23 protein-coding genes are annotated in these 22,418 nt (G+C 54.4%); 9 read left to right on the top strand and 14 right to left on the bottom strand.

Annotation, left to right across the window (positions count from 1 at the left end; translation table 11 throughout):
* The first annotated feature begins 179 nt into the window (after positions 1 to 179).
* The gene (gene sseA / locus JM656_RS06135) at positions 180 to 1,022 is read left to right on the top strand and encodes a 3-mercaptopyruvate sulfurtransferase (RefSeq protein WP_203360413.1); all 843 of its coding nucleotides are present in this window, start codon (positions 180 to 182) and stop codon (positions 1,020 to 1,022) included.
* Between the two features lie 89 nt (positions 1,023 to 1,111).
* Here the strand turns inward: sseA and sseB are convergent, their stop codons facing one another.
* From sseB to trmJ, 11 genes are all read right to left on the bottom strand, one after another.
* Positions 1,112 to 1,888 carry an enhanced serine sensitivity protein SseB gene (sseB, locus tag JM656_RS06130; protein ID WP_192613072.1) on the bottom strand — a complete coding sequence of 259 codons (777 nt, stop codon included), beginning with the start codon at positions 1,886 to 1,888 and terminating at the stop codon, positions 1,112 to 1,114.
* Between the two features lie 107 nt (positions 1,889 to 1,995).
* Entirely contained in the window at positions 1,996 to 3,279 is a 1,284-nt protein-coding gene (gene pepB / locus JM656_RS06125; RefSeq protein ID WP_203360412.1) for an aminopeptidase PepB, read from the bottom strand.
* Positions 3,280 to 3,349: 70 nt separating this feature from the next.
* Positions 3,350 to 3,550: a Fe-S cluster assembly protein IscX gene (gene iscX, locus JM656_RS06120; RefSeq protein WP_162379114.1), complete on the bottom strand. Its 201-nt coding sequence runs from the start codon at positions 3,548 to 3,550 to the stop codon at positions 3,350 to 3,352.
* A gap of 11 nt (positions 3,551 to 3,561) precedes the next feature.
* Positions 3,562 to 3,897: an ISC system 2Fe-2S type ferredoxin gene (gene fdx / locus JM656_RS06115; protein ID WP_203360411.1), complete on the bottom strand. Its 336-nt coding sequence runs from the start codon at positions 3,895 to 3,897 to the stop codon at positions 3,562 to 3,564.
* A 1-nt stretch (position 3,898) separates the two neighbouring features.
* Positions 3,899 to 5,749, bottom strand: a complete 1,851-nt coding sequence (gene hscA / locus JM656_RS06110; RefSeq protein ID WP_203360410.1) for a Fe-S protein assembly chaperone HscA — start codon at positions 5,747 to 5,749, stop codon at positions 3,899 to 3,901.
* A gap of 15 nt (positions 5,750 to 5,764) precedes the next feature.
* Positions 5,765 to 6,280, bottom strand: coding sequence for a co-chaperone HscB (hscB, locus tag JM656_RS06105; RefSeq protein WP_203360409.1), 516 nt, complete (start codon positions 6,278 to 6,280; stop codon positions 5,765 to 5,767).
* A 92-nt stretch (positions 6,281 to 6,372) separates the two neighbouring features.
* Positions 6,373 to 6,696 carry an iron-sulfur cluster assembly protein IscA gene (iscA, locus tag JM656_RS06100; RefSeq protein WP_003037681.1) on the bottom strand — a complete coding sequence of 108 codons (324 nt, stop codon included), beginning with the start codon at positions 6,694 to 6,696 and terminating at the stop codon, positions 6,373 to 6,375.
* Between the two features lie 19 nt (positions 6,697 to 6,715).
* Positions 6,716 to 7,102: a Fe-S cluster assembly scaffold IscU gene (iscU, locus tag JM656_RS06095; protein WP_002913991.1), complete on the bottom strand. Its 387-nt coding sequence runs from the start codon at positions 7,100 to 7,102 to the stop codon at positions 6,716 to 6,718.
* A gap of 25 nt (positions 7,103 to 7,127) precedes the next feature.
* The gene (iscS, locus tag JM656_RS06090; RefSeq protein ID WP_203360408.1) at positions 7,128 to 8,342 is read right to left on the bottom strand and encodes a cysteine desulfurase; all 1,215 of its coding nucleotides are present in this window, start codon (positions 8,340 to 8,342) and stop codon (positions 7,128 to 7,130) included.
* Positions 8,343 to 8,452: 110 nt separating this feature from the next.
* On the bottom strand, positions 8,453 to 8,944 hold the full coding sequence (gene iscR, locus JM656_RS06085) for a Fe-S cluster assembly transcriptional regulator IscR (RefSeq protein ID WP_192613079.1): 492 nt from the start codon (positions 8,942 to 8,944) through the stop codon (positions 8,453 to 8,455).
* Between the two features lie 195 nt (positions 8,945 to 9,139).
* Positions 9,140 to 9,871: a tRNA (cytosine(32)/uridine(32)-2'-O)-methyltransferase TrmJ gene (gene trmJ, locus JM656_RS06080; RefSeq protein ID WP_203360407.1), complete on the bottom strand. Its 732-nt coding sequence runs from the start codon at positions 9,869 to 9,871 to the stop codon at positions 9,140 to 9,142.
* A gap of 118 nt (positions 9,872 to 9,989) precedes the next feature.
* Here trmJ and suhB point away from each other — a divergent pair, with 118 nt between their 5' ends.
* Positions 9,990 to 10,793, top strand: coding sequence for an inositol-1-monophosphatase (gene suhB / locus JM656_RS06075; protein ID WP_203360406.1), 804 nt, complete (start codon positions 9,990 to 9,992; stop codon positions 10,791 to 10,793).
* An 89-nt stretch (positions 10,794 to 10,882) separates the two neighbouring features.
* On the opposite strand, the gene JM656_RS06070 is transcribed toward suhB, so the two are convergent.
* Positions 10,883 to 11,863 carry a nickel/cobalt transporter gene (locus JM656_RS06070; protein WP_203360405.1) on the bottom strand — a complete coding sequence of 327 codons (981 nt, stop codon included), beginning with the start codon at positions 11,861 to 11,863 and terminating at the stop codon, positions 10,883 to 10,885.
* Entirely contained in the window at positions 11,854 to 12,492 is a 639-nt protein-coding gene (locus JM656_RS06065) for a DUF1007 family protein (RefSeq protein WP_203360404.1), read from the bottom strand. The genes JM656_RS06070 and JM656_RS06065 overlap by 10 nt, the downstream gene beginning before the upstream one ends.
* Before the next feature lie 417 nt (positions 12,493 to 12,909).
* Here JM656_RS06065 and JM656_RS06060 point away from each other — a divergent pair, with 417 nt between their 5' ends.
* The 7 genes from JM656_RS06060 (at position 12,910) to csiE (ending at position 21,217) form a co-directional block, all read left to right on the top strand.
* A complete protein-coding gene (locus JM656_RS06060; RefSeq protein WP_203360403.1) occupies positions 12,910 to 13,893 on the top strand; it encodes an autoinducer 2 ABC transporter substrate-binding protein in 984 nt (327 codons plus the stop codon).
* Positions 13,894 to 13,995: 102 nt separating this feature from the next.
* Entirely contained in the window at positions 13,996 to 15,504 is a 1,509-nt protein-coding gene (locus JM656_RS06055; RefSeq protein WP_203360402.1) for a sugar ABC transporter ATP-binding protein, read from the top strand.
* Complete coding sequence (locus tag JM656_RS06050) at positions 15,497 to 16,486, top strand: ABC transporter permease (protein WP_203360401.1); 990 nt, start codon at positions 15,497 to 15,499, stop codon at positions 16,484 to 16,486. The genes JM656_RS06055 and JM656_RS06050 overlap by 8 nt, the downstream gene beginning before the upstream one ends.
* A gap of 1 nt (position 16,487) precedes the next feature.
* Positions 16,488 to 17,441, top strand: a complete 954-nt coding sequence (locus JM656_RS06045; RefSeq protein ID WP_203360400.1) for an ABC transporter permease — start codon at positions 16,488 to 16,490, stop codon at positions 17,439 to 17,441.
* Between the two features lie 17 nt (positions 17,442 to 17,458).
* Positions 17,459 to 19,096, top strand: a complete 1,638-nt coding sequence (locus tag JM656_RS06040) for an FGGY-family carbohydrate kinase (RefSeq protein ID WP_203360399.1) — start codon at positions 17,459 to 17,461, stop codon at positions 19,094 to 19,096.
* Complete coding sequence (locus tag JM656_RS06035) at positions 19,093 to 19,698, top strand: SIS domain-containing protein (protein ID WP_203360398.1); 606 nt, start codon at positions 19,093 to 19,095, stop codon at positions 19,696 to 19,698. The genes JM656_RS06040 and JM656_RS06035 overlap by 4 nt, the downstream gene beginning before the upstream one ends.
* Before the next feature lie 241 nt (positions 19,699 to 19,939).
* The gene (csiE, locus tag JM656_RS06030; RefSeq protein WP_203360397.1) at positions 19,940 to 21,217 is read left to right on the top strand and encodes a stationary phase inducible protein CsiE; all 1,278 of its coding nucleotides are present in this window, start codon (positions 19,940 to 19,942) and stop codon (positions 21,215 to 21,217) included.
* Here csiE and JM656_RS06025 read toward each other — a convergent pair.
* Positions 21,212 to 22,360 (bottom strand): 3-phenylpropionate MFS transporter, encoded by a 1,149-nt coding sequence (locus JM656_RS06025; RefSeq protein WP_203360396.1) that lies wholly within the window; start codon positions 22,358 to 22,360, stop codon positions 21,212 to 21,214. The two genes, csiE and JM656_RS06025, sit on opposite strands and share 6 nt — an antisense overlap.
* Between the last annotated feature and the right edge of the window lie 58 nt (positions 22,361 to 22,418).

Raw genomic sequence — 22,418 nt, 5'->3', positions numbered from 1 at the left:
CCACTGTTGATAAGATATTATGCGCGAGATTTCCAGTTGTGTAAGTCTGTATCAGGGGGCTGAATTCTGATTTTTGGGTGAGAAATGTGGCTCCGCCTGATAAATCCGCCTCTTTTACTTGTTCCTTTACGGCAAACGGCCGACAATTTGCCAAAGCACTGGTAAAAATGGAGACGCCTATGACTACCCCCTGGTTTGTTGCAGCCGACTGGCTTGCCGAACATATCGATGACCCGGAAATACAAATCATTGACGCCCGTATGGCTCCCCCTGGACAAGAAGACCGTGACGTTGCGGACGAATACCGTTCAGGGCATATTCCCGGGGCTGTTTTTTTCGATATCGAAGCGCTCTCCGACCATACCTCGCCATTGCCGCACATGATGCCGCGCCCGGAAGCTTTCGCCGTCGCGATGCGCGAACTGGGCGTCTTTCAGGATAAACATCTGGTGGTTTATGACGACGGCAACCTCTTCTCTGCACCGCGAGCGTGGTGGATGCTCCGCACCTTCGGGGTGGAAAATGTCTCTATTCTTGCCGGAGGCCTGGCAGGCTGGCAGCGTGAAGAACTGCCGTTGCAGGAAGGGGAAGCCGCCTGGTCTGAAGGGGAGTTTGAGGTTAAATTCACCCCAGAGGCGGTCGTGCGTCTAACCGATGTCCTGCTGGCCAGCCACGAAAAAACCGCCCAGATTGTCGATGCCCGCCCGGCCGCACGATTCAATGCTGAAGTCGACGAACCGCGCCCGGGCCTGAGACGTGGTCACGTTCCTGGCGCACTCAACGTTCCGTGGAGTGAACTGGTTCGTGATGGCGAGTTAAAAACGACTGACGAGCTGGATACTATTTTCTTCAGCCACGGGGTGAGTTTTGACAGACCGATCATCGCAAGTTGCGGTTCAGGCGTCACGGCGGCCGTTGTGGTTCTGGCACTGACGACGCTCGGCGTGCAGAACGTTGCACTGTATGACGGAGCATGGAGTGAATGGGGCGCTCGCGCCGATTTACCGGTAGAGCCTGCGTAATGTTTGCCATGCCGGATGGCGCTAAACGCTTATCCGGCCAACAGAATTGCACCTTACAGGCCTGATGAGCGCAGCGCCATCCTGCTTTTTCAGATAATCCGATTCTGTTTAAAATCGCGCAGGAACCCGCCCCAGCGACGCTCGTAGAACGGCGCAATGTGCTCAGTAATAAAGTGGCTGATCCCCTTCTCGCCTTTCACTACCTGGCAGATATCGATCGGTTCATCGCCCGGTAACGTGTCGGTCGCCACGCTGCCCGCCGCCTGAATAATCTCCTCAATATCGCCATCCGCTTCGATACCAATCAGCAGGTTGGGCTGTGCCTCTGCGCTGTCTTTGATCGAACAAAGGAAGGCTCTTTTTACCGGTTTAATGGTTTTAAACAGCGTCGTCAGCGAATCAATCATCTGCGCGGGCGGTTCTGCCACTTCAGAGAGAATTAACGACTCCCCCCCTTCCAGTACCTCCTGGGTACTCAGCGGATTGCCTTCTTCGCCGATCAAATGGCTGATTTCACGCGGCATAAACTCTTTGCCCGTCGGCAGTTTGGCATTGAGAAAAAGCGTCTCACCCAGCGTCATTTCAAATAAGGTACGCACTGGCATCACCACAAATGCCTGCTCCTCTTCCACAGCCTGCTGCAATGCTTCAAGCGAGGTGAAAAACGGGATTACCGTGGTGCCGTCTTCTTTTTCCCAGTGCTGCAAATCCAGCGCACTGTCTTCAACAATCGCTTCGCCTTCGGCGGCGGTGCCCGGAACCCAGACAGTAGACTCCAGTAAAGTACGGAAAAATGCCGGACGATGCGCGGGCTCAGTAGCCGCCTTCTCCAGCAGGGTTTCTAATTCATTTTTTGTTTCAGACATAGAGATCACAAATTATATATGGATTGTAGGCCTGATAAGACGCACTGCGTCGCCATCAGGCAAAATGCCGGGTGGCGCTTCGCTTACCCGGCCTACAAAAACACCATTTAGGCAGTCAGTAGATTAGCAATCGTGCGGACACCCAGTCCTGTCGCCCCTGCGGACCACTGCTCCACAGGCGCCTTGCGGTAGGTTGCGGAACAGTCGATATGCAGCCAACCTTGCTGGTAGTTTTCCACAAAATGCGACAGGAACCCCGCCGCCGTACTCGCCCCTGCCGGGTACGCTGCACTGGCCGTATTGTTCAGTTCCGCAAAGTTTGACGGCAACTGGCTACGGTGGAACTCAGCCAGCGGCAAACGCCAGAACGGCTCGTTTTCTGCTGTCGCGCTCGCCAACAGGCGCCCCGCCAGTTGATCATCAAAGCTGAACAGCGCGTGATAATCATTACCCAGAGCCGTTTTCGCCGCCCCCGTGAGCGTCGCGGCATCAATGATCAGCTCCGGTTTTTGCGCGCAGGCATCAATCAGCCCGTCCGCCAGAACCAGACGCCCTTCTGCGTCGGTGTTCATGATTTCAACGTTTTTACCGTTGCGATAGCGAATAATATCGCCCAGTTTGAACGCATTGCCGCTGATCAGGTTATCTGCACAGCACAGGTAGAGCTTCACACGTTTGTTCAGACCACGGGTGATAGCAAACGCCAGTGCGCCGGTCACCGTTGCCGCACCGCCCATATCGGACTTCATCGAGTCCATAAACGCGCTCTGCTTAATACTGTAACCACCGGAATCAAAGGTGATCCCTTTACCGACCAGACAAGCATACACCGGCGCTTCTTTGCTGCCCGTCGGATTGTAATCCAGCGCCAGCAGGACCGGCGGACGTTCGGAACCACGCCCCACCGTGTGCAGCCCCATATAGTTCTGCTCGCGCAGATCTTCGCCTTTGGTAATGCGGTAAGAGACGTGGTCGCACGCCACGCTGCACAGCAGATCCACCGCACGCTGCGCCAGTTGCTCCGGCCCGAGCTCTTCCGCTGGCGCGTTAATGGTATCGCGCACCCAGTCGATAATGGTCAGACGGCTATTCAGCTCCTGACGCTGCGCGTCCTCCAGATCTGGCCACTCCACTTTACGGCTGCCTTTCGGCGCTTTGTAACCCTGCCAGAATGCCCAGCAGCGATCCGCATCCCAGCCTTCTCCGGTCAGCTCTACATGTTTGATACCCAGGCCGTCGATTTTACGCGCCGCACGCTGGATAACACCAAGGTCTTCTTTCCCATTGAGATGCAGGGTAATGCCTTCATTATTAATGCTGTATGTCGCTTTTTCTCCCCAGCGAGCGTCAGCAGGTTGCGTGGAAAGCGTAATTTTCATGGCTTCTGTCATTGTTATTTTCCTTATTCGCACATAATTCGCACATACAGAAAAACGGGCCACCCGTGGGCAGCCCGTTTACTTATTCAGCTTCGTCCAGCCAGATCAGCAGGATGGCTTCAAGAATTTTTTCGTTTGATGCCTGCGGGTCATCATCGAAATCTTCCAGCTCGCAGATCCATTGATGCAGGTCGGTGAAACGAACGGTTTTTGGGTCAAGGTCGGGGAAGGCATCATACAGCGCTTCGCCAATCTCGCGGCTATCAGTCCACTTCAGTCCCATACTACCCTCTGTTAATGCTCACGCGCATGGTTGATTGTGTAACGTGGGATTTCGACCACTAAATCTTCGTCAGTGACGCGCGCCTGGCAGCCTAAACGACTCTCAGGCTCCAGTCCCCAGGCCTTATCCAGCATGTCGTCTTCGTCTTCCGTGCTTTCGGCCAGGGAGTCGAAACCTTCACGCACGATGCAGTGGCAGGTCGTGCAGGCACAGGATTTTTCACAGGCGTGTTCAATCTCGATACCGTTACGCAGGGCAACATCGAGAATGGTTTCTCCGCTATCGGCTTCCAGAACCGCGCCATCGGGACAGAGATCCTGATGAGGCAGAATAACAATCTTTGGCATATTAAACCTCGTCCACGGATTGGCCTTTCAGCGCGCTACGGACCGACTGGTCCATACGGCGAGCGGCGAATTCCTGGGTTTGTTTGTCTACGTTTTTAATGGCTTGTTCAATGGCGTCAACATCATCGCCCTGTGCAACCTCGCTCAAGTGCGCGGCGGCATCGTCGATAATCTGGCGCTCTGCGGCGCTGAGCAGCGCGGCATCCGCAATGAGCGCACTGGTCAAGCTTTCCAGCACGCGTGCAGCTTCGACTTTTTGCTCTGCCAGCATACGGGCTTTTACATCCTGCTCGGCAAAGCTCATGGAGTCCTGGATCATGGAGGCGATTTCGCTGTCCGTCAGGCCGTACGAAGGCTTAACCTGAATAGAGGACTCGACACCAGTGGATTTCTCCATCGCGGTGACGCTCAGCAAACCGTCTGCATCAACCTGGAAAGTCACACGAATATGCGCCCCTCCCGCAGGCAGCGCAGGAATTCCTCGCAACGCGAAGCGTGCCAGCGAACGGCAATCCTGCACCAGTTCACGTTCGCCCTGCATCACGTGGATAGACATGGCGGTCTGACCGTCTTTAAAGGTGGTGAAGTCCTGCGCACGTGCCACCGGAATCGTGGTGTTGCGAGGGATCACTTTTTCCACCAGGCCGCCCATGGTTTCGAGCCCCAGCGACAGCGGGATCACATCCAGCAGCAGCATTTCGCTGTCCGGTTTGTTGCCGACCAGAATATCGGCCTGGATCGCAGCGCCGATGGCCACCACTTTATCCGGATCGATAGAGGTCAGCGGCGGACGACCAAAGAATTCCCCCACCCGTTCACGCACCAGCGGCACGCGGGTGGAACCGCCGACCATCACCACTTCCAGCACATCCTGCGCCTCAACACCGGCATCTTTCAATGCGCGACGGCAGGCCAGCAGGGTACGCTTGACCAGCGCGGAAATGAGTTCGTTAAACTGTTCGCGGGTAATTTCACCCTGCCACCCCGCCACATTCACGGTGACAACATCGCTATCGCTGAGCGCGATTTTTGCCGCAATCGCCGCATCCAGCAGTTCGCGCTGCACACGGTTATCGCTACGGTCGGCAACACCGGCTTGTTCGCGAATGTAGTCCGCCAGCAGGTGGTCAAAGTCATCGCCGCCCAGCGCGGAATCACCGCCGGTCGCCAGCACTTCGAACACACCACGGCTCAGGCGTAAAATCGAAATATCAAACGTGCCGCCGCCCAGGTCATAAACCGCGATGACGCCTTCTTTACCCGAGTCCAGGCCGTAGGCTATCGCCGCCGCCGTCGGTTCGTTAAGCAGACGCAGCACATGCAGGCCCGCCAGACGCGCGGCGTCTTTGGTGCCCTGACGCTGTGCGTCATCGAAATATGCCGGAACCGTGATGACGACGCCGTCGAGTTCGCCCGACAGCGATTCAGTTGCCCGCGCCGCCAGCGCTTTCAGGATATCGGCAGAGACACGTATCGGATTCAACAATCCTGCCGCAGTTTCGATCATCGGCAGACCGTTTTCACTTGCCTGAAACTGATATGGCAGGTGCGGATAACGTGCACGAATGTCCGCCAGAGAACGGCCCATCATACGTTTAACCGAGCTGATGGTGTTGGCGGTGTCCAGCGCGGCATTGGTGCGCGCGTCGTAACCGACCGTGTGGCCCTGCTGCTGATAGTGAACCACAGACGGCAGCAGGTGACGGCCTTCGTGATCGGCCAGCGTTTCTGCTTGTCCGCTACGCACGGTCGCCACTAAAGAGTTGGTGGTGCCTAAATCGATGCCAGCCGCCAGACGACGCTGATGCGGCGCTGCACTCAGACCAGGCTCACTAATTTGTAATAAGGCCATATTCGCTTCCGAAAATTAAAAATCGAGCAGCTTTTCTTCGAGTTGTTCTGCTGAGCTTTGCAGTTTATCGAGAAAACGCAGTTTACGCACGGTGTCTGCCGCCCTATCCCACGTCTCACTGTCTAACTGTTCCACCATCAGTTGACGGCGGGTCTCAAACATCGTTTTCACACGCTTGATAAAGCTTTCCAGCCGCACTTCGTCCTTCGTCTGTTCAATCTCATCAAGCTCTTCACGCAGTTCGAGCTGTTCCATCAGGAACGCGGTATCGCGCACAGTGTGCTGCTCGCTGGAAAGATCGAAACCGTGCAGTGACAACAGGTATTCGGCACGCATCAAAGGATGGCGCAACGTTTGCCAGGCCTGATTAATGTTGGCGGAGTGTTGTACTGCAGCGAGTTGCTCCGCCTGCGTGCCGCTGGCGAATTTATCAGGATGATACTGACGTTGAAGATCCTGAAAACGAAGGCTCAGCGCCTGAGTATCGAGTTGATATTGCGCCGGCAAGCCAAAGAGGGTGAAGTAGTCCATAACATTCTCAGGGCAGCGATTCTCTTTCACAGAGAGTCAGGTAAAACAAACCCCACGCGCAGGCGACCACGGTGGGGTTATCGGTAAGCGCGTTACACGTGGAAGCTTTCGCCGCATCCACACTCGTCTTTTACGTTCGGGTTAGTGAATTTAAACCCTTCGTTCAGACCTTCTTTTACGAAGTCCAGTTGCGTACCGTCCAGAAATTGCAGGCTCTTGCCGTCGACCACTACTTTTACGCCTTTGTCTTCAAACACGGTGTCTTCAGCCGCCGGTTCATCGACAAATTCCAGTACATAAGCCATACCCGAGCAGCCAGAGGTTCTCACGCCCAGACGCAGACCAAACCCTTTACCGCGGTTGGCCAGGAAGGTATTGACTCGCGCTGCTGCACTGTCGCTAAGTGTAATCGACATAACAAAACCTCAACTCTTTTTATTTTGCTTCACGTTTGCTTTTGTAGTCCGCAATGGCGGCTTTAATTGCGTCTTCTGCCAGGATAGAACAGTGAATTTTCACTGGCGGCAGTTCAAGCTCGTCGGCGATGTCTGTGTTTTTAATTGCCTGTGCTTCGTCCAGCGATTTCCCTTTGACCCATTCGGTAACCAGGGAGCTGGAGGCGATGGCGGAACCACAGCCGTAAGTCTTGAAACGCGCGTCTTCAATGATACCTTCATTGTTGACTTTAATCTGCAACTTCATCACGTCGCCACAGGCTGGTGCACCCACCATACCGCTGCCCACGTTCTCGTCGCTGTTGTCAAAAGAACCCACGTTACGTGGATTCTCGTAATGATCGATTACTTTTTCGCTGTAAGCCATGATGAATTCCCCTTATCGGTACCGATTAATGATGTGACCATTCGATGCTGTTCAGATCCACGCCCTGCTTGAACATGTCCCACAGCGGAGAAAGTTCACGCAGACGACCAATGGATTTGCGAACCAGATCGATGGTGTAATCAATTTCTTCTTCGGTAGTAAAACGACCTAAAGAGAAACGGATAGAGCTATGTGCCAGCTCGTCGGTCATCCCCAACGCACGCAACACGTAGGATGGCTCGAGGCTTGCAGAGGTACAGGCGGAACCGGAAGAGACGGCCAGATCTTTCAGCGCCATAATCAGCGATTCGCCTTCAACATAGTTAAAGCTGACGTTAAGAATGTTCGGCGCGCCTTGCTCGAGATCACCGTTCAGGTAAACCTCTTCCATATCTTTCACGCCTTCCCACAGACGGTTACGCAGACCGCGCAGACGCGCCATCTCGGTTTCCATCTCTTCTTTCGCGATGCGATAGGCTTCGCCCATGCCGACGATCTGGTGAACAGGCAGCGTACCGGAACGCATACCGCGCTCGTGACCGCCGCCGTGCATCTGTGCTTCGATGCGGATACGCGGTTTACGACGCACGTACAGCGCGCCGATGCCTTTCGGGCCATAGATTTTGTGGCCGGAGAAGGACATCAGATCCACTTTCAGCTGGCTCAGATCGATAGGCAGTTTGCCTACGCTCTGGGTGGCGTCTACGTGGTAGATGATGCCGCGCGCACGGCACATTTCGCCGATCGTCGCGATATCCTGTACCACGCCGATTTCGTTGTTCACGTGCATAATAGAAACGAGGATGGTGTCATCACGCATCGCCGCTTCCAGTTCTTTCAGGTCGATAATACCGTTGCTCTGCGGCGCCAGGTAGGTCACTTCAAACCCTTCGCGCTCCAGCTGACGGCAGGTATCCAGCACGGCTTTATGTTCGGTTTTGCTGGTGATGATGTGCTTGCCTTTTTTCTGATAAAAGTTGGCTGCACCTTTGATCGCCAGGTTGTCGGATTCGGTTGCACCGGAGGTGAAAACAATTTCACGCGGGTCGGCACCTACCAGGTCAGCAATCTGATTACGGGCGATATCGACCGCCTCTTCAGCATGCCAGCCAAAACGGTGTGAACGGGAAGCTGGGTTACCAAAGTTTCCGTCCAGAGTCAGACACTGCATCATTTTCTCGGCAACACGCGGATCCACCGGCGTGGTTGCGGAGTAATCGAGATAAATCGGTAATTTCATTGCTCTTAAACTCCGTACATCACTCAATGCAAGGAGTCAGGCAACCGGCTGGATGTACGACCGCGTTAACGGGGTGCGGAACACCCCGGCCTGACTCTGAATTCTTTTTATTAGGCGCGCAACTTCACGTCAATTGCGTCTTGTGTGCGAGCACTGCGCGGGGTGTCATGGGTGTGCTGGCGACCAGACACATCCAGTACTTCCTGGTTATTCACCAGTTCGCCCAGAGTAATATTGTTGAGGAAACCGGTCAGACGGTCACTCAAATCGCGCCACAGCGCATGCGTCAGGCACTTATCGCCGCCCTGACAACCGCCTTTGCCCTGGCAACGGGTCGCATCAACCGACTCGTCAACAGCGCTGATCACTTCACCTACTGCGATGCTGCCTGCATCTTTGCCCAGCAGATAACCACCGCCAGGTCCACGTACGCTGGAAACCAGACCGTTTTTCCGCAAACGCGAAAACAGCTGTTCCAAATAAGAAAGGGAGATTCCCTGACGTTCAGAAATATCAGCCAACGGTACCGGGCCCGCTTCAGAGTTGAGCGCAACGTCCAACATTGCGGTCACGGCATAGCGCCCTTTAGATGTCAGTCTCATGTCTTACTTAACCTCAAACTCGCCCCTGCCCGGGGTTTTTATTGTAAAATGGGGGTATTGCATAGCAGGGCCAAGTCTGACATTCCTGACTAAATTGGTCAACTATTTACTTGACTGATTTAGTCAGGTATTTAACCTTCAGTGCCATTTTCTGCAACCGGATAGCGCTACGCTTACCCAGCCAGTCTCTCGCACTTACTTTCCTTTATTCTGCTGCTCAATCGACGCCAGAATTCCGCGCAGAATATTTAATTCCTGACTTTCCGGACGCGCACGGGTAAACAGACGGCGCAATTTGTTCATCACCTGCCCCGGATGGCCTTCACGAATAAAGCCGGTTGAAAGCAGCGTTTGCTCAAGGTGGCCATAAAAACGTTCCAGATCGTCCACCAGCGGATACGGCGTCTCTTCGTACTCCTCTGCATCACCGGATTCCTGCGTGGCCAGCCAGGCCATCCGCACTTCATAGGCAATCACCTGAACCGCCATGGCGAGGTTAAGCGAGCTGTACTCCGGGTTTGCCGCAATCGCGACATGATAATGACACTTTTGCAGTTCGTCATTGGTCAGGCCAACACGTTCACGCCCAAAAACCAACGCAACAGGCGAATTGGCTGCCTCTGAGATACTTTTTAAGCCGCATTCACGCGGGTCAAGCATCGGCCACGGCAGTGTACGAGAACGCGCACTGGTGCCTACGACCAGGCTGCATCCCGCCAGCGCTTCATCCAGCGTGTCAACGATTTGCGCATTGCCGATCACGTCGCTGGCGCCAGCCGCCAGGGCGATGGCCTGGGAGTCCGGTTTTACCAACGGATTCACCAGCCACAGATTGGTTAGCCCCATGGTCTTCATTGCGCGGGCGACAGAGCCCATGTTGCCCGTGTGGGAGGTTTCCACCAGTACAATTCGAATATTTTGCAGCATTGTCTTTCTTCAGCTAAAGATTATTCGGCCATATTATCATAAATCGAAGACATATTCCGATCTCGCTGCTATACTCTGCGCCGTTTTCCCGTTCTTTAACATCCAGTGAGAGAGACCGATGCATCCGATGCTGACCATCGCCGTGCGCGCAGCGCGCAAGGCGGGTAATGTAATTGCCAAACACTACGAAACTCCAGACTCTGTAGAAACCAGCCAGAAAGGCAGCAATGATTTCGTGACTAACGTCGATAAAGCCGCCGAAGCGATTATTATCGAAACGATCCGCAAATCTTACCCTCAGCACACCATCATCACCGAAGAAAGCGGTGAACATGTTGGTGAAGATTTGGATGTTCAATGGGTTATCGATCCACTGGATGGCACCACTAACTTCGTAAAACGCCTGCCGCACTTCGCGGTATCCATCGCAGTACGCATCAAAGGCCGTACTGAAGTCGCCGTTGTTTACGATCCAATGCGTAACGAACTGTTCACCGCCACTCGCGGTCAGGGCGCACAGCTGAATGGCTACCGTCTGCGCGGCAGCACCGCTCGCGACCTGGATGGCACCATTATCGCCACCGGCTTTCCGTTCAAAGCCAAACAGCATGCCCCTTCTTATATGAAGATTCTCGGCAAAATGTATACCGAATGCGCTGACTTCCGTCGCACCGGTTCCGCTGCGCTGGATCTGGCCTATGTCGCCGCCGCTCGCGTTGACGGTTACTTCGAAATCGGCCTCAAGCCGTGGGATTTTGCCGCAGGTGAACTGATTGCCCGTGAAGCTGGTGCACTGGTGTGCGACTTTACCGGCGGTCATAACTATATGACGACCGGCAACATCGTTGCAGGCAACCCACGCGTCGTTAAAGCGATGCTGGCGAACATGCGTGACGAACTGAGCGATGCGCTGAAGCGCTAATCTGTTGTTGTGCCGGAGACGTCTTATCCGGCCATCAATGCATACCGTTCACGTAAGCCGGATAAGGCGTCAGCCACTATCCGGCTTTTTTAAAACGGTCGTAATCCCCTTCCCACCGGCACCGCACTCACCCACATTATTACGCCAGCAACAATCAATACCGCGCCACCGGCTAATGCCAGCGTTGTCCAGCCAACCTGCCGCCATAATACCGGCGTTCTGTTACCGCTCAACCTGACCGCTAGCGTTCGAAAACTGTGCACCAGCAGGGCCAAAGAGGTTATCGTTAACGAGGTGCCTGCTGCCATCGCCAGCGCCGACGCCATTCCCCAACTAAAGACGCCAATCACTTTGCTGAACAACAACACCATGATCGCGCCAGAACAGGGACGCATCCCCATCGACAGAATAATCATCAGCCGGGCGCGCCAGTCATTCCCGCTCTGCATCTGTTCAGGATTGGGCAAATGCTGATGTCCGCAGCCACAGTTTTCATGATGCTCATGATGCGGTGAGAAGGCGGTAAATTTCGGTCGACGCATCAGCATGCGTAATTTTTTCAACGCCCGCCAGCACAGCAAAATACCCAGCACGCCAACCAACGCATAACTCCCTTTCTCCAGCCAAAAACTGCTCATATGCAGTTGTCGCGCGGGCAGTTGCAGTACCGTTAGCACCACAACCACCAGCCCAATCGCCACCAGTCCCTGTAATAAGGAAGAGGCCAGCGTCAGGCCGATACTGGATTTCAGCTTTGAGGGATGTGTCGCCAGCCAGGTGGTGATCACCACTTTTCCATGCCCCGGCCCCAGCGCATGCAGCACGCCATAGGTAAAACTAAACAACAACAGCGACCCACCTGCCTGTGTCGGGTTCTCCGCCACGGCTTTCAGCAAGAGGCTTATCTGCTGGTTCACCTCTCTTTGCCAGAGAACACTTTTCACCATTACCTGCGGCCAGTTCTGCCACAAGCAATATCCGCCGCCGACGGCCAGTAATACGAAGAGCGCCAGCGGCCACAGCGCCCACCAACGTCGCGGGCGACGACGTGATGAGTACATTACTGACATGTCAGCGTCACCTTCTGTGCAAACTGTTGGCCCAAATTCATATCCTCTGGCGGGGCATCTTCTTTATCGAGCGACTGGGCAAAGCTCAGAGTCTCTTCATTGGGCGTCGGCGTGTGCATCGCTATCTGACACTGCTTGTTCAACGTCTGCGGCAGTGTCGCATCGCTGTCCTTTTCATAGCTCATATCCACGTAATAGCTGGGGTCAAACGTGGAAATGAGATAGGTCTGTCCGGTAAGCGGTTGCGGCTGGGCCAGAGGCAAAACGAACGTCAGCACCGCCTGGTGTTCCTCACGCTCCATACCATATTCCGTCGGGCGATTTTTAAACTTTACCTTTTGTCCGCGATGCCAGACCTCGGTGAAGTAGTGCTGCCCAAGTACGTTGGCCATCACTTCCGCCGCCAGCTTTTTCCAGATTTCATCACCGGGTTTCGCATTGCCAGCGTCATAAAGCAGATCGGCCGAGGTGATTTCATCCATCGTCCAGCGCATTTTCAACGCCACAAACTGGTTATTTTCACTAACGATCTCTGTTTGCAGCCGAATAAAGCTGTGGGGATGCGCTCCGGCTCCAAACGACAGGACCGCGAGAAACAACGTTACGGCAATACATTTAACGCGTTGCATGAGCTCTCCACGAGAAAAATCCAGACCGCCACGGAAATGACGTCGTTGGCGAAAGTGCTGTGAGGATATCATTGAACGAAAAAATGTTGAGCACCGTTTTCCGGTCTCGATTCAGTTCTCAATTCTGAAACTTTCTTTTCTGACGGTGAAACGAAAACGGCGTCATGAACGCGTTAACTTACGTCAAATGATAATAAGTTGTTAATGCGCGGTTTCATTTCAATGTTTTATTAACAATAAATTTAATCGAATGAATACCAACGCATTAGAATTTAACTAAATAATAACAGCGGATTATCCGTGTATTTACAAAAATGGGCATAGATCACATTTACAAAATCTATGGTTCATTCCCTCTTCCCTTCGTTGTTAACCTCGCGCCGTGACATGCCCTACCCCCCTACTAAAGGTACAACGATGAAATTCAAACTCGCATTACTCAGTGCAACCCTGGTTTCTGCATGCATGTTGTCCGGCACGTCCTTTGCGGCGGAAAAATATGAGATTGCTGTGGTTGCCAAAGTCACCGGTATTCCCTGGTTTAACCGGATGGAAACCGGCGTCAATGAAGCAGCAAAAAAACTGGATGTGAACGCCTACCAGACCGGCCCTTCTACGCCGGATCCGGCGCAGCAGGTGAAAGTGATTGAAGATTTGATCGCCAAAAACGTCAATGCGATCATCGTGGTACCGAATGATGCCAAAGTCCTTGAGCCGGTACTGAAAAAAGCGCGCGAGAAAGGCATCGTCGTCCTGACGCACGAATCCCCGGACGAGCACATTGGTCAGTGGGATATCGAAACCATCGACAGTGAAAAATACGCGCAGGCCAACGTCGATGAGCTGGCGAAAAATATGGGTGGTAAAGGGGGTTATGCCATCTATGTCGGATCGCTGACGGTGCCGTTGCATAACGCGTGGGCTGACTATGCGATTAAGTATCAAAAAGAAAAATACCCAGAGATGTTCGAAGTTACCTCACGCCTGCCGGTCGCAGAGAGTATCGATAAGTCCTACTCCACGACACTTGACCTGATGAAAACCTATCCACAGATGAAGGGCATTATTGGTTTCGGTTCGCTGGGGCCAATCGGTGCAGGACAGGCTGTGCAGAAAAAACGCGCCAAAGATAAGATTGCCGTCGTCGGTATTGCCATGCCAGCACAGGCTGCACCTTACCTGATGCGCGGTGATATCAAAAAAGCGCTGCTGTGGGATCCGAAAGACGCGGGCTACGCGCTGGTCACGGTTGCTGACCAACTGTTACAGGGCAAAGACGTCAACGCCGATCTGAGCATTGATGGTTTAGGGAAAGCCGATATCGACATGGAGAAGAAAGTGATCCGCTTTAACAAGATCCTCGAAGTCACCAAAGACAACGCACAATCGCTCGGTTTCTAAGGCCTTAGCCAACACCAGGGAACCTCACGCCGACCGCCTGGTCGGCGCTATCCACAACACTAACACTCAGCGTCCACCAGGACGCTCGCAGGGGTATTGTCCATGACAGACACCACCGCATTTATCACCCTTGAGAATATCAGCAAACAATTCCCGGGCGTGCTGGCGCTGGATAACGTGAATCTGACGCTGAAAAAAGGCGAAGTTCACTGTCTGGCGGGTCAAAACGGCTGCGGCAAGAGCACCATCATTAAAGTAATCTCTGGCGTCTATCACCCTGAAAAAGGGGCGCAGATTTTACTCGATGGCAAATTGTTCCATCATCTGACGCCACAGCTTTCTTCACATTACGGCATTCAGGTTATTTACCAGGATTTGTCATTGTTTCCCAATTTTAGCGTCGCGGAAAATATTGCGGTAAACCGCTACCTGCCCGGTGGCGATATCTGGGTGCGTCGCGGTGCCATGAAGCAGCAGGCGTTGGCCGCAATGAAGCGCATCGGCGTGACAATCGATCCCGATAAAAAAGTCGAAAAACTCTCTATCGCAGACCGTCAACTGGTGGCTATTTGCCGCGCGATTGCTGCCGACGCACGTCTGGTTATCATGGATGAACCTACCGCCTCGTTAACCCGGCAGGAAGTCAACGGCCTGCTGCGGGTGGTTAATGAACTGAAAGCCGCCGGAATCTGCGTGGTGTTTGTCAGCCACCGTCTTGATGAAGTCATGGAAGTAGCAGACCGCATTAGCGTCATGCGCGACGGTAAACTGGTGGGCACTTTCCCTGCCAGCGAGCTGGACAGCAACGAACTGGCCTTCCTGATGACCGGACAGCGCTTCCACTACAGCCCGCTGCCAGAGAAACCGGCCATTGAGCAGGAACCGTTGTTGGAACTGCGCAACCTGAGTCGTCAAGGAAAATACCAGAACATTAATCTGTCGCTGCACAGCGGCGAGATTGTCTCGATTGTCGGCCTGCTTGGCGCCGGGCGTACCGAGCTTTGCCTCAGCCTGTTTGGCATGACGCCCCCGGAAAGCGGTGAAATACGTATTAACGGTCAGCCCGTCCAGCTTCGTAATAATCACGATGCCATCAAACACGGGATCGGTTATGTCTCAGAAGATCGCCTGACGCAAGGGCTGATCATGGAACAGTCGATCTACGACAATACCATCGTGACAATATTCGACAAACTGCATACCCGCAGCGGTCTGCTCGATCACGGCAAAGCACAACAACGTGTTGCCGACCTTATCCGTGAACTGAATATTAAAGTGTCCGATCCGCACCTGCCGGTTAAAACACTTTCCGGCGGTAATGCTCAGCGCATCGCTATTGCCAAATGGGTAGCAACCCATCCGCGCATTCTGATCCTTGATTCACCCACCGTTGGCGTCGATATCGCCAACAAAGAAGGCATTTACCAGATTGCCCGCGATCTGGCCGAACAGGGGATGGCGGTACTGATGATTTGCGATGAAATTCCGGAAGCGTATTACAACAGCCATCGCGTGCTGGTGATGCGTCGCGGCAAGCTGGTGGCGGAATTTAATCCTCATCACTGTCGTGAAGAGGAGATTGCTGAAGTGGTCGAGGTAATCAATGAATAGTCTGCGTTTCTCCCGTTTAATTGGGCAACATGAATTCTGGCTGGGGCTGCTGGTGGTTGCCCTCGCCGTCGGCCTGAGCGTCAGCACCGATGAGTTTCTGTCACTGGGGAACCTGACGGATGTTGCCACCAGCTACGCCATACTCGGCATCCTCGCCTGCGGGCTGTTTGTGGTGCTGATTTCTGGCGGTATCGACATCTCATTTCCAGCCATGACCGCCATAGCCCAGTATGCGATGGCCAGTTGGGTTATCGGCCACGGCGGCAACTTCGCGCTGGCGCTGGTTATCGCCATTGCCGTCGGGCTGCTGCTCGGGCTTATCAATGGTTTTCTGGTCTACTGGCTACGCGTTCCGGCGATCATCATTACCATCGCCACGCTGAACGTCTACTACGGTCTGCTGGTTTACACCACCAAAGGCACCTGGCTGTACGGCTTCCCGGACTGGTTTATGAACGGCATCAACTGGTTTTCGTTCACCGCGGCGGACGGCTACGACTACGGTCTTACCCTGCCCCTATTGTGCCTGGCAGCGGTGATTATTTTTACCGCCGTGCTGATGAACTATACCCGCCTCGGGCGCCAGGTTTACGCCATGGGCGGCAACCGCGACGCGGCATCACGACTGGGACTGAATCTGCTGAAGCTGCATTTCTATGTGTATGGCTACATGGGCATTCTGGCGGGCGTTGCCGCCGTGGTGCAGGCGCAGATAACCCAATCCGTCGCGCCCAACTCTCTGATCGGCTTTGAGCTAACGGTGCTGGCGGCAGTGGTACTCGGTGGTACTAGCATGAGCGGTGGGCGCGGTACGCTCACCGGTACGCTGCTGGGCGTTATTCTGCTGGCCTTCTTACAAAACGGCCTGACGCTGCTGAGCGTCTCCTCTTACTGGCACACCGTTTTCAGCGGCGCCATTATTCTGGTCAGCATTAGCGCCACGGCCTGGAACGAAAAACGCAAACTGGCAAGGGAGCTTTGAGATGAAAACGTTCGCCAGATTTTTACCCGGTGATGCCATCATTCGTCTGCAATGCGTGATTATTATTGTCGTGGCGCTGGTCTTCTCGGCCCTGCTCGGCAGCCGCTTTTTCAGCGTAGCCAACTTCCAATCCATCGGCTCGCAGTTACCGATCCTCGGGATGCTGGCACTGGGAATGGGTATGACTATGCTGACCGGCGGCATTAACCTGTCGATTATCGCCGGGGCTAACGCCTGCTCGCTGGTGATGGCTGCGGTGATCGTCACTCATCCGGATAACCCACTTTTTCTGGTTCTCGCCCTGCTGGCGGGTGCCGCCGTGGCGGTTGCCATTGGCACGCTGAACGGCGCGCTGATCGCCTGGGTCGGCGTCTCGCCTATTCTCGCCACGCTCGGCACGATGACGCTGATTTCCGGGCTTAATATTCTGCTCTCCAACGGGACGGTCATCTCCGGGTTCCCGGCTGCGATTCAATACCTTGGTAACGCCACGATTGCCGGTATCCCTGTGGCGCTGTTGCTCTTTTTGCTGGTAGCCATCTTGCTGTGGGTTCTGCTGGAGCACACCACGCTGGGACGCAGCCTTTATCTCGTCGGCTCCAATGAACAGGCGACCCGCTATAGCGGTGTAAATACGGTTCGGGTGCAGATTTCCGTGTACGTCATTTCTGCCCTGCTCGGCTGGGTTGCCGCCATTCTGATGATGGCAAAATTCAACTCGGCAAAAGCCGGATACGGTGAATCATACCTGCTGGTCACCATCCTTGCCTCCGTACTTGGCGGCATCAACCCGGATGGCGGTTTCGGGCGCATTATCGGCCTGGTACTGGCGCTCATTGTGCTGCAAATGCTGGAAAGCGGCCTTAACTTGCTGGGGGTCAGTAGCTATCTGACAATGGCGCTCTGGGGCGCGGTGCTGATCCTCTTTATTGCATTACAGAATCGTAAAGCCTGATTTCAGGAGAAAAAATTATGGCAAGTTACTTTATCGGTGTGGATGTAGGAACCGGGAGCGCCCGTGCTGGCGTGTTTGATCTCAACGGCAGGATGGTCGGTCAGGCCAGTCGGGCTATTGAGATTTACCGCCCGCAAGCTGATTTTGTTGAGCAGTCCTCTGATAACATCTGGCAGGCTGTGTGTAACGCGGTTCGCGATGCGATTAACCAGTCAGATATCAACCCGATTCAGGTTAAAGGTCTGGGCTTCGACGCCACCTGTTCGCTGGTGGTGCTGGATAAAGACGGTAAGCCACTGACTGTCAGCCCTTCCGGGCGCAGCGAGCAGAACATTATTGTATGGATGGATCACCGCGCCATCACTCAGGCAGAGCGAATTAACGCGCTACATCATCGGGTGCTGGACTACGTCGGCGGGATTATTTCGCCAGAAATGCAAACGCCAAAACTGCTGTGGCTGAAACAGCATATGCCCAACACCTGGGCGAATGCAGGCTACTATTTTGACCTGCCTGATTTCCTGACCTGGCGCGCCACCGGGGATGACACGCGCTCACTGTGCTCGACGGTGTGCAAATGGACCTATATGGGCCATGAGGACAAATGGGATGCCAGCTATTTCCGCCAGATTGGGCTGGAAGACTTGCTCGAGCACGATGCGGAAAAAATTGGCCGCTACGTAAAAACCATGGGTGAGCCGCTCGGTCATGGACTCTCCACGCGTGCCGCCAGCGAAATGGGGCTGATTCCAGGAACCGCGGTCAGCGTATCGATTATTGACGCACACGCCGGTACGCTCGGCACCCTTGGCGCCTGCGGCGTTTCTGGCGAGGTAGCCGATTTCGACCGCCGTGTTGCGCTGATTGGCGGTACCTCCACCGGTCATATGGCAATTTCCAAAGAACCGCGTTTTATCGGCGGCGTCTGGGGTCCTTACTACTCTGCCGTCCTGCCGGAATACTGGCTCAACGAAGGCGGGCAGTCAGCGACGGGGGCGTTAATCGACCATGTTATTCAGTCGCACCCTTGCTACGATACCCTGCTGGCACAGGCAAAATCGCAGGGACAGACCATTTACGAAGTGCTGAATGCGCTATTGCGCAAAATGGCCGGCGAGCCGGAAGATATCGCATTTCTGACCCGCGACATGCATATTCTCCCCTATTTCCACGGCAACCGCTCACCGCGTGCAAACCCGACACTCACGGGTGCCATCACCGGGCTTAAGCTGTCCCGCACGCCAGAAGATATGGCGCTACAGTATCTGGCGACCATCCAGTCCATTGCCCTGGGGACTCGTCATATTATCGAAACGATGAATCAAAGCGGTTACACCATTGATACGATTATGGCCAGCGGCGGCGGCACGAAAAACCCGATTTTCGTTCAGGAACATGCCAACGCTACCGGCTGCGCCATGCTGCTGCCGGAAGAGAGTGAAGCCATGCTGCTGGGCGGCGCAATGATGGGGACTATCGCGGCGGGCGTATTCGATACCTTCCCTGAGGCGATGTCTGCCATGAGCCGAATTGGTAAAACGGTCACCCCGCAAACCAACCGAATTAAGCAGTACTACGATCGCAAATATCGGGTTTTCCACGAGATGTATCAGGACCATATGAAATACCGCCAGCTGATGCAGGAGGAGGCATGAGTGATTCATGGCCTCAGGCCACCGGCGTGTGGCATCTCTACAGTGATGCCCTCGCCGGTCTGCAGCAGCATCTGAATGAACAGATCTGGCAGTCTTTAATGGCCGAACTGCGCAGTTGCACAGGGAAAATCGTGGTGACCGGCGTGGGCACCTCCGGTATTGCGGCGCGTAAAGTGGCGCATATGCTCGCCTGCGTTGAACGTCCGGCGATTTACCTCAATGCCACTGATGCAGCTCATGGCGACCTGGGTTTTTTACGCACCGATGATCTGGTGATCATGCTTTCACGCGGGGGAAATTCGGATGAACTGACCCGTCTGTTGCCAGGGCTTACCGAAAAAAATGTGCCGATAATTAGCGTCACTGAAAACCCGAACTCAGCCATCGCCAGCGCTTCCAGACTGGTTATTTCCACGGGAGTACAGCGTGAGGCCGATCCGCTGAATATGCTGGCAACCACTTCAATTATTCTGGTACTGGCGATATTTGATGCCGCCTGCGCTTGTCTGATGAGCGAGAGTGGATACTCAAAGGAAACCCTGCTGGCCGTGCATCCCGGCGGTGATGTGGGATTAACGCTGAGCCAGGAACAGAAGATATAGAAAGGGCATTTCTACTCACCTTTCCAACCCCGCCAGCAATTGGCGGTTTTTTTTACCTTAAGCAAAAGATAAAACAGCGAAAAAGTGTATTAATGCGCTGCGTTTCACTACCTGCATCTCTTCCTCACGTTAAAAATTCTGTGATGCTCTTCAGCATTCCTGGTGTAAAGCGACCTTAACCCCACTTTCACAGGCAAACTTTAGCTATTCTTATCTAACATACTAACGGGAGGCCAGACGGATGATGCCAACACTCACTACACCATCTGTATTTTCCGGTCCCCAGCGCCGCTGCCAGGTGCTACTGACGCTTTTCCAGCCGGGGCAAAATGCCACTACGGAAACCCTCAGCGCGCTAAATGGCGTTGATGATGAGATTGTTCGTGAGGATATCACCGAAACCCGCCTGGAGATCCAGCGCTATCATCAGCTCACCATCACCACTGGCCAAAACGGTCGCTACCGGATTGAAGGTTCAGCGCTCAATCAACGTCTGTGCCTGGTACAGTGGTTACGACGCGGCCTACGGCTGTGTCCGACGTTTGTTACGCAACAGTTTACGCATGCGCTGAAAACCGAGCTTAAACAGCGAGGTATTGCGCGTACGTTATATGACGACACGAATCTTCACGCACTGATTAATCTCTGCTCGCGGCGGTTGCAAAAACCGTTTGAGTGCCGTGATATCCAGTTTTTGCGGCTGTTTTTGCAGTATTGCCTGCTGCAACACCATGCCGGTATCTCCCCGGAATTTAACCCGATACAGCAACGGTGGGCGCAATCCTGTGCAGAGTATCAACTCGCTCTGGAGATTGGCCGTCACTGGCAACGCCGCGTGATGCAAAATGCGCCACTGAATGAGTCGCTGTTTATCGCCCTGCTGTTTTCAATGATTCGCATCCCTGATCCTATCCGCGACAATCATCAGCAGGATCGACAGCTACGCCTGGCCGTCGCCAGACTGGTGTTGCGCTTTAGAGAGATGGGCAACACCCGCTTCAACGACGAGCAAGGGTTGCACGATCAGCTCTACATTCATCTCGCACAGGCGTTGCACCGCAGCATGTTCGCTATCGGTATCGATAATACGTTACCTGAAGAGTTCGCAAAGCTTTACCCGCGACTGGTGCGTACCACCCGCGATGCGCTCAGTGGGCTTGAGGCGGAATACAATGTGCAGTTTTCTGAAGAAGAGGCCGGACTGGTCGCGGTGATTTTCGGCGCATGGCTGATGCAGGAAAACGATCTGCACGAAAAGCAAATTGTTCTCCTGACGGGCAATGACAAAAACCGCGAGGAAGACATTGAGCAGCAACTGCGTGAACTCACGCTTCTGCCGCTCAATATTAAACGCATGCCCATGATGGCGTTTCAAAAAGAAGGTTCGCTGCGTGGGGTGACGCTGATTGTCACCCCCTACACCACACCGCTACCGCTCTTTTCACCCCCGCTGATTCATGCCGAGCAGGCGTTAACGACGCATCAGCAACAGCAGATCCGCCGTATCCTCGAATCATAGCGCTGGCGAGCGCGCTGCCACTTTTGGCCGGATGGCTATCGCGGGCAGCGCAACCAGCGCCATCACCCAGAACACGCCGCTCCCCAGATGCTGATAGAGGTACCCGGCAAAGACGGTCATGATGGCAATACTCCCGCCCATTGCCACAGCGGAATAAATGGCCTGCAGGCGGATCACTTCGCTCCCCTGACGCGCGGCAATGTAGCGCATCGCCGCCAGGTGGCAAACGGTAAAAGTACCGCAGTGCAGGATCTGCACCACAATCAGCCACGGCAACGCGGTGCTCCAGCCCATCAAACTCCAGCGTACCACCCCACAAACGGTGGAAAGCAGCAACAAATCACGGGCGCTAAAACGACGGAACAGCTTATTACTGAGCGCAAAGATGATGACTTCCGCGACCACGCCCAGCGACCATAAATAGCCGACAGCCGACGCGGAGTACCCCGCCCCCTGCCAGTAAATCGCGCTAAAGCCGTAATACGCGGCGTGCGCCCCCTGCAACAGGCTCACACAGGCCAGAAAGCGCCAGCTTTGTGTTATCAACGCACGCCAGGCTGGCCAGCCTGCGCTCTCCTGGTGACGACTTTCCCCTTGCGGTAACACGCTCGGGCGCAACAGCATTCCCAACAGCATAGAGGCCACGCCAAGACTCAGCAGTGCGAGAATGACCTGATAGTCGAATAGGCTCACCAGCTTACCGGTCAGCGCGGAACCAATCACAAACGCAATCGACCCCCACAGTCTGACCCGGCCATAGTCCATCGTTATCTGTTTTTGCCAGGTGTTTGCCAGCGCATCCGTCAACGGCACCAGAGGTGAGAAGAAGAGGTTAAAACCCACCATCACCACCATCAGCCATGCAACGTGTGTTCCTGCCCAAAACGCCAGGGCAAAGACCAGCGTCAGCAAGCCCAAAACACGCAACGCGGAAATCAGACGGGAAGGATCGCTCACGCGAGGGGCGATCAGCAAGCTACCGAGGAAACGCGCCACCAGCCCTGCGCCCAGCAGAAGACCAATGGTTTCAGGCGTTAATCCCAGACCTTTGAGCCAGACGCTCCAGAAAGGTAAAAAAATACCGTAGCTAAAGAAATAGGTGAAATAAGCGAGCGCCAGCCAGCGCGTGGAGTGCAAAACCATGATTCCCTCCCGTTAGGAGGCGATAGTCTGGCGATAAACGCTGGCTGGCGCAAGTGAG

Source organism: Citrobacter sp. R56 (assembly GCF_016811995.1).
GTDB classification, from domain to species: Bacteria; Pseudomonadota; Gammaproteobacteria; order Enterobacterales; family Enterobacteriaceae; genus Citrobacter_D; species Citrobacter_D enshiensis.
Note: the sequence above shows the minus strand (reverse complement) of the source record. Positions and strands in the feature narration are given on the sequence as shown.

Excerpts from the sequence above, each read along its gene's own strand:
- JM656_RS06070 (WP_203360405.1), bottom strand. The coding sequence starts at position 11,863 with ATGTCAGTAATGTACTCATCACGTCGTCGCCCGCGACGTTGGTGGGCG.
- JM656_RS06040 (WP_203360399.1), top strand. The coding sequence starts at position 17,459 with ATGGCAAGTTACTTTATCGGTGTGGATGTAGGAACCGGGAGCGCCCGT.
- JM656_RS06055 (WP_203360402.1), top strand. The coding sequence starts at position 13,996 with ATGACAGACACCACCGCATTTATCACCCTTGAGAATATCAGCAAACAA.
- hscA (WP_203360410.1), bottom strand. The coding sequence starts at position 5,749 with ATGGCCTTATTACAAATTAGTGAGCCTGGTCTGAGTGCAGCGCCGCAT.
- trmJ (WP_203360407.1), bottom strand. The coding sequence starts at position 9,871 with ATGCTGCAAAATATTCGAATTGTACTGGTGGAAACCTCCCACACGGGC.
- iscR (WP_192613079.1), bottom strand. The coding sequence starts at position 8,944 with ATGAGACTGACATCTAAAGGGCGCTATGCCGTGACCGCAATGTTGGAC.
- iscU (WP_002913991.1), bottom strand. The coding sequence starts at position 7,102 with ATGGCTTACAGCGAAAAAGTAATCGATCATTACGAGAATCCACGTAAC.
- suhB (WP_203360406.1), top strand. The coding sequence starts at position 9,990 with ATGCATCCGATGCTGACCATCGCCGTGCGCGCAGCGCGCAAGGCGGGT.
- iscA (WP_003037681.1), bottom strand. The coding sequence starts at position 6,696 with ATGTCGATTACACTTAGCGACAGTGCAGCAGCGCGAGTCAATACCTTC.
- iscS (WP_203360408.1), bottom strand. The coding sequence starts at position 8,342 with ATGAAATTACCGATTTATCTCGATTACTCCGCAACCACGCCGGTGGAT.
- sseA (WP_203360413.1), top strand. The coding sequence starts at position 180 with ATGACTACCCCCTGGTTTGTTGCAGCCGACTGGCTTGCCGAACATATC.
- JM656_RS06050 (WP_203360401.1), top strand. The coding sequence starts at position 15,497 with ATGAATAGTCTGCGTTTCTCCCGTTTAATTGGGCAACATGAATTCTGG.
- JM656_RS06065 (WP_203360404.1), bottom strand. The coding sequence starts at position 12,492 with ATGCAACGCGTTAAATGTATTGCCGTAACGTTGTTTCTCGCGGTCCTG.
- iscX (WP_162379114.1), bottom strand. The coding sequence starts at position 3,550 with ATGGGACTGAAGTGGACTGATAGCCGCGAGATTGGCGAAGCGCTGTAT.
- JM656_RS06025 (WP_203360396.1), bottom strand. The coding sequence starts at position 22,360 with ATGGTTTTGCACTCCACGCGCTGGCTGGCGCTCGCTTATTTCACCTAT.
- fdx (WP_203360411.1), bottom strand. The coding sequence starts at position 3,897 with ATGCCAAAGATTGTTATTCTGCCTCATCAGGATCTCTGTCCCGATGGC.
- JM656_RS06060 (WP_203360403.1), top strand. The coding sequence starts at position 12,910 with ATGAAATTCAAACTCGCATTACTCAGTGCAACCCTGGTTTCTGCATGC.
- hscB (WP_203360409.1), bottom strand. The coding sequence starts at position 6,280 with ATGGACTACTTCACCCTCTTTGGCTTGCCGGCGCAATATCAACTCGAT.
- JM656_RS06045 (WP_203360400.1), top strand. The coding sequence starts at position 16,488 with ATGAAAACGTTCGCCAGATTTTTACCCGGTGATGCCATCATTCGTCTG.
- pepB (WP_203360412.1), bottom strand. The coding sequence starts at position 3,279 with ATGACAGAAGCCATGAAAATTACGCTTTCCACGCAACCTGCTGACGCT.
- JM656_RS06035 (WP_203360398.1), top strand. The coding sequence starts at position 19,093 with ATGAGTGATTCATGGCCTCAGGCCACCGGCGTGTGGCATCTCTACAGT.
- csiE (WP_203360397.1), top strand. The coding sequence starts at position 19,940 with ATGATGCCAACACTCACTACACCATCTGTATTTTCCGGTCCCCAGCGC.
- sseB (WP_192613072.1), bottom strand. The coding sequence starts at position 1,888 with ATGTCTGAAACAAAAAATGAATTAGAAACCCTGCTGGAGAAGGCGGCT.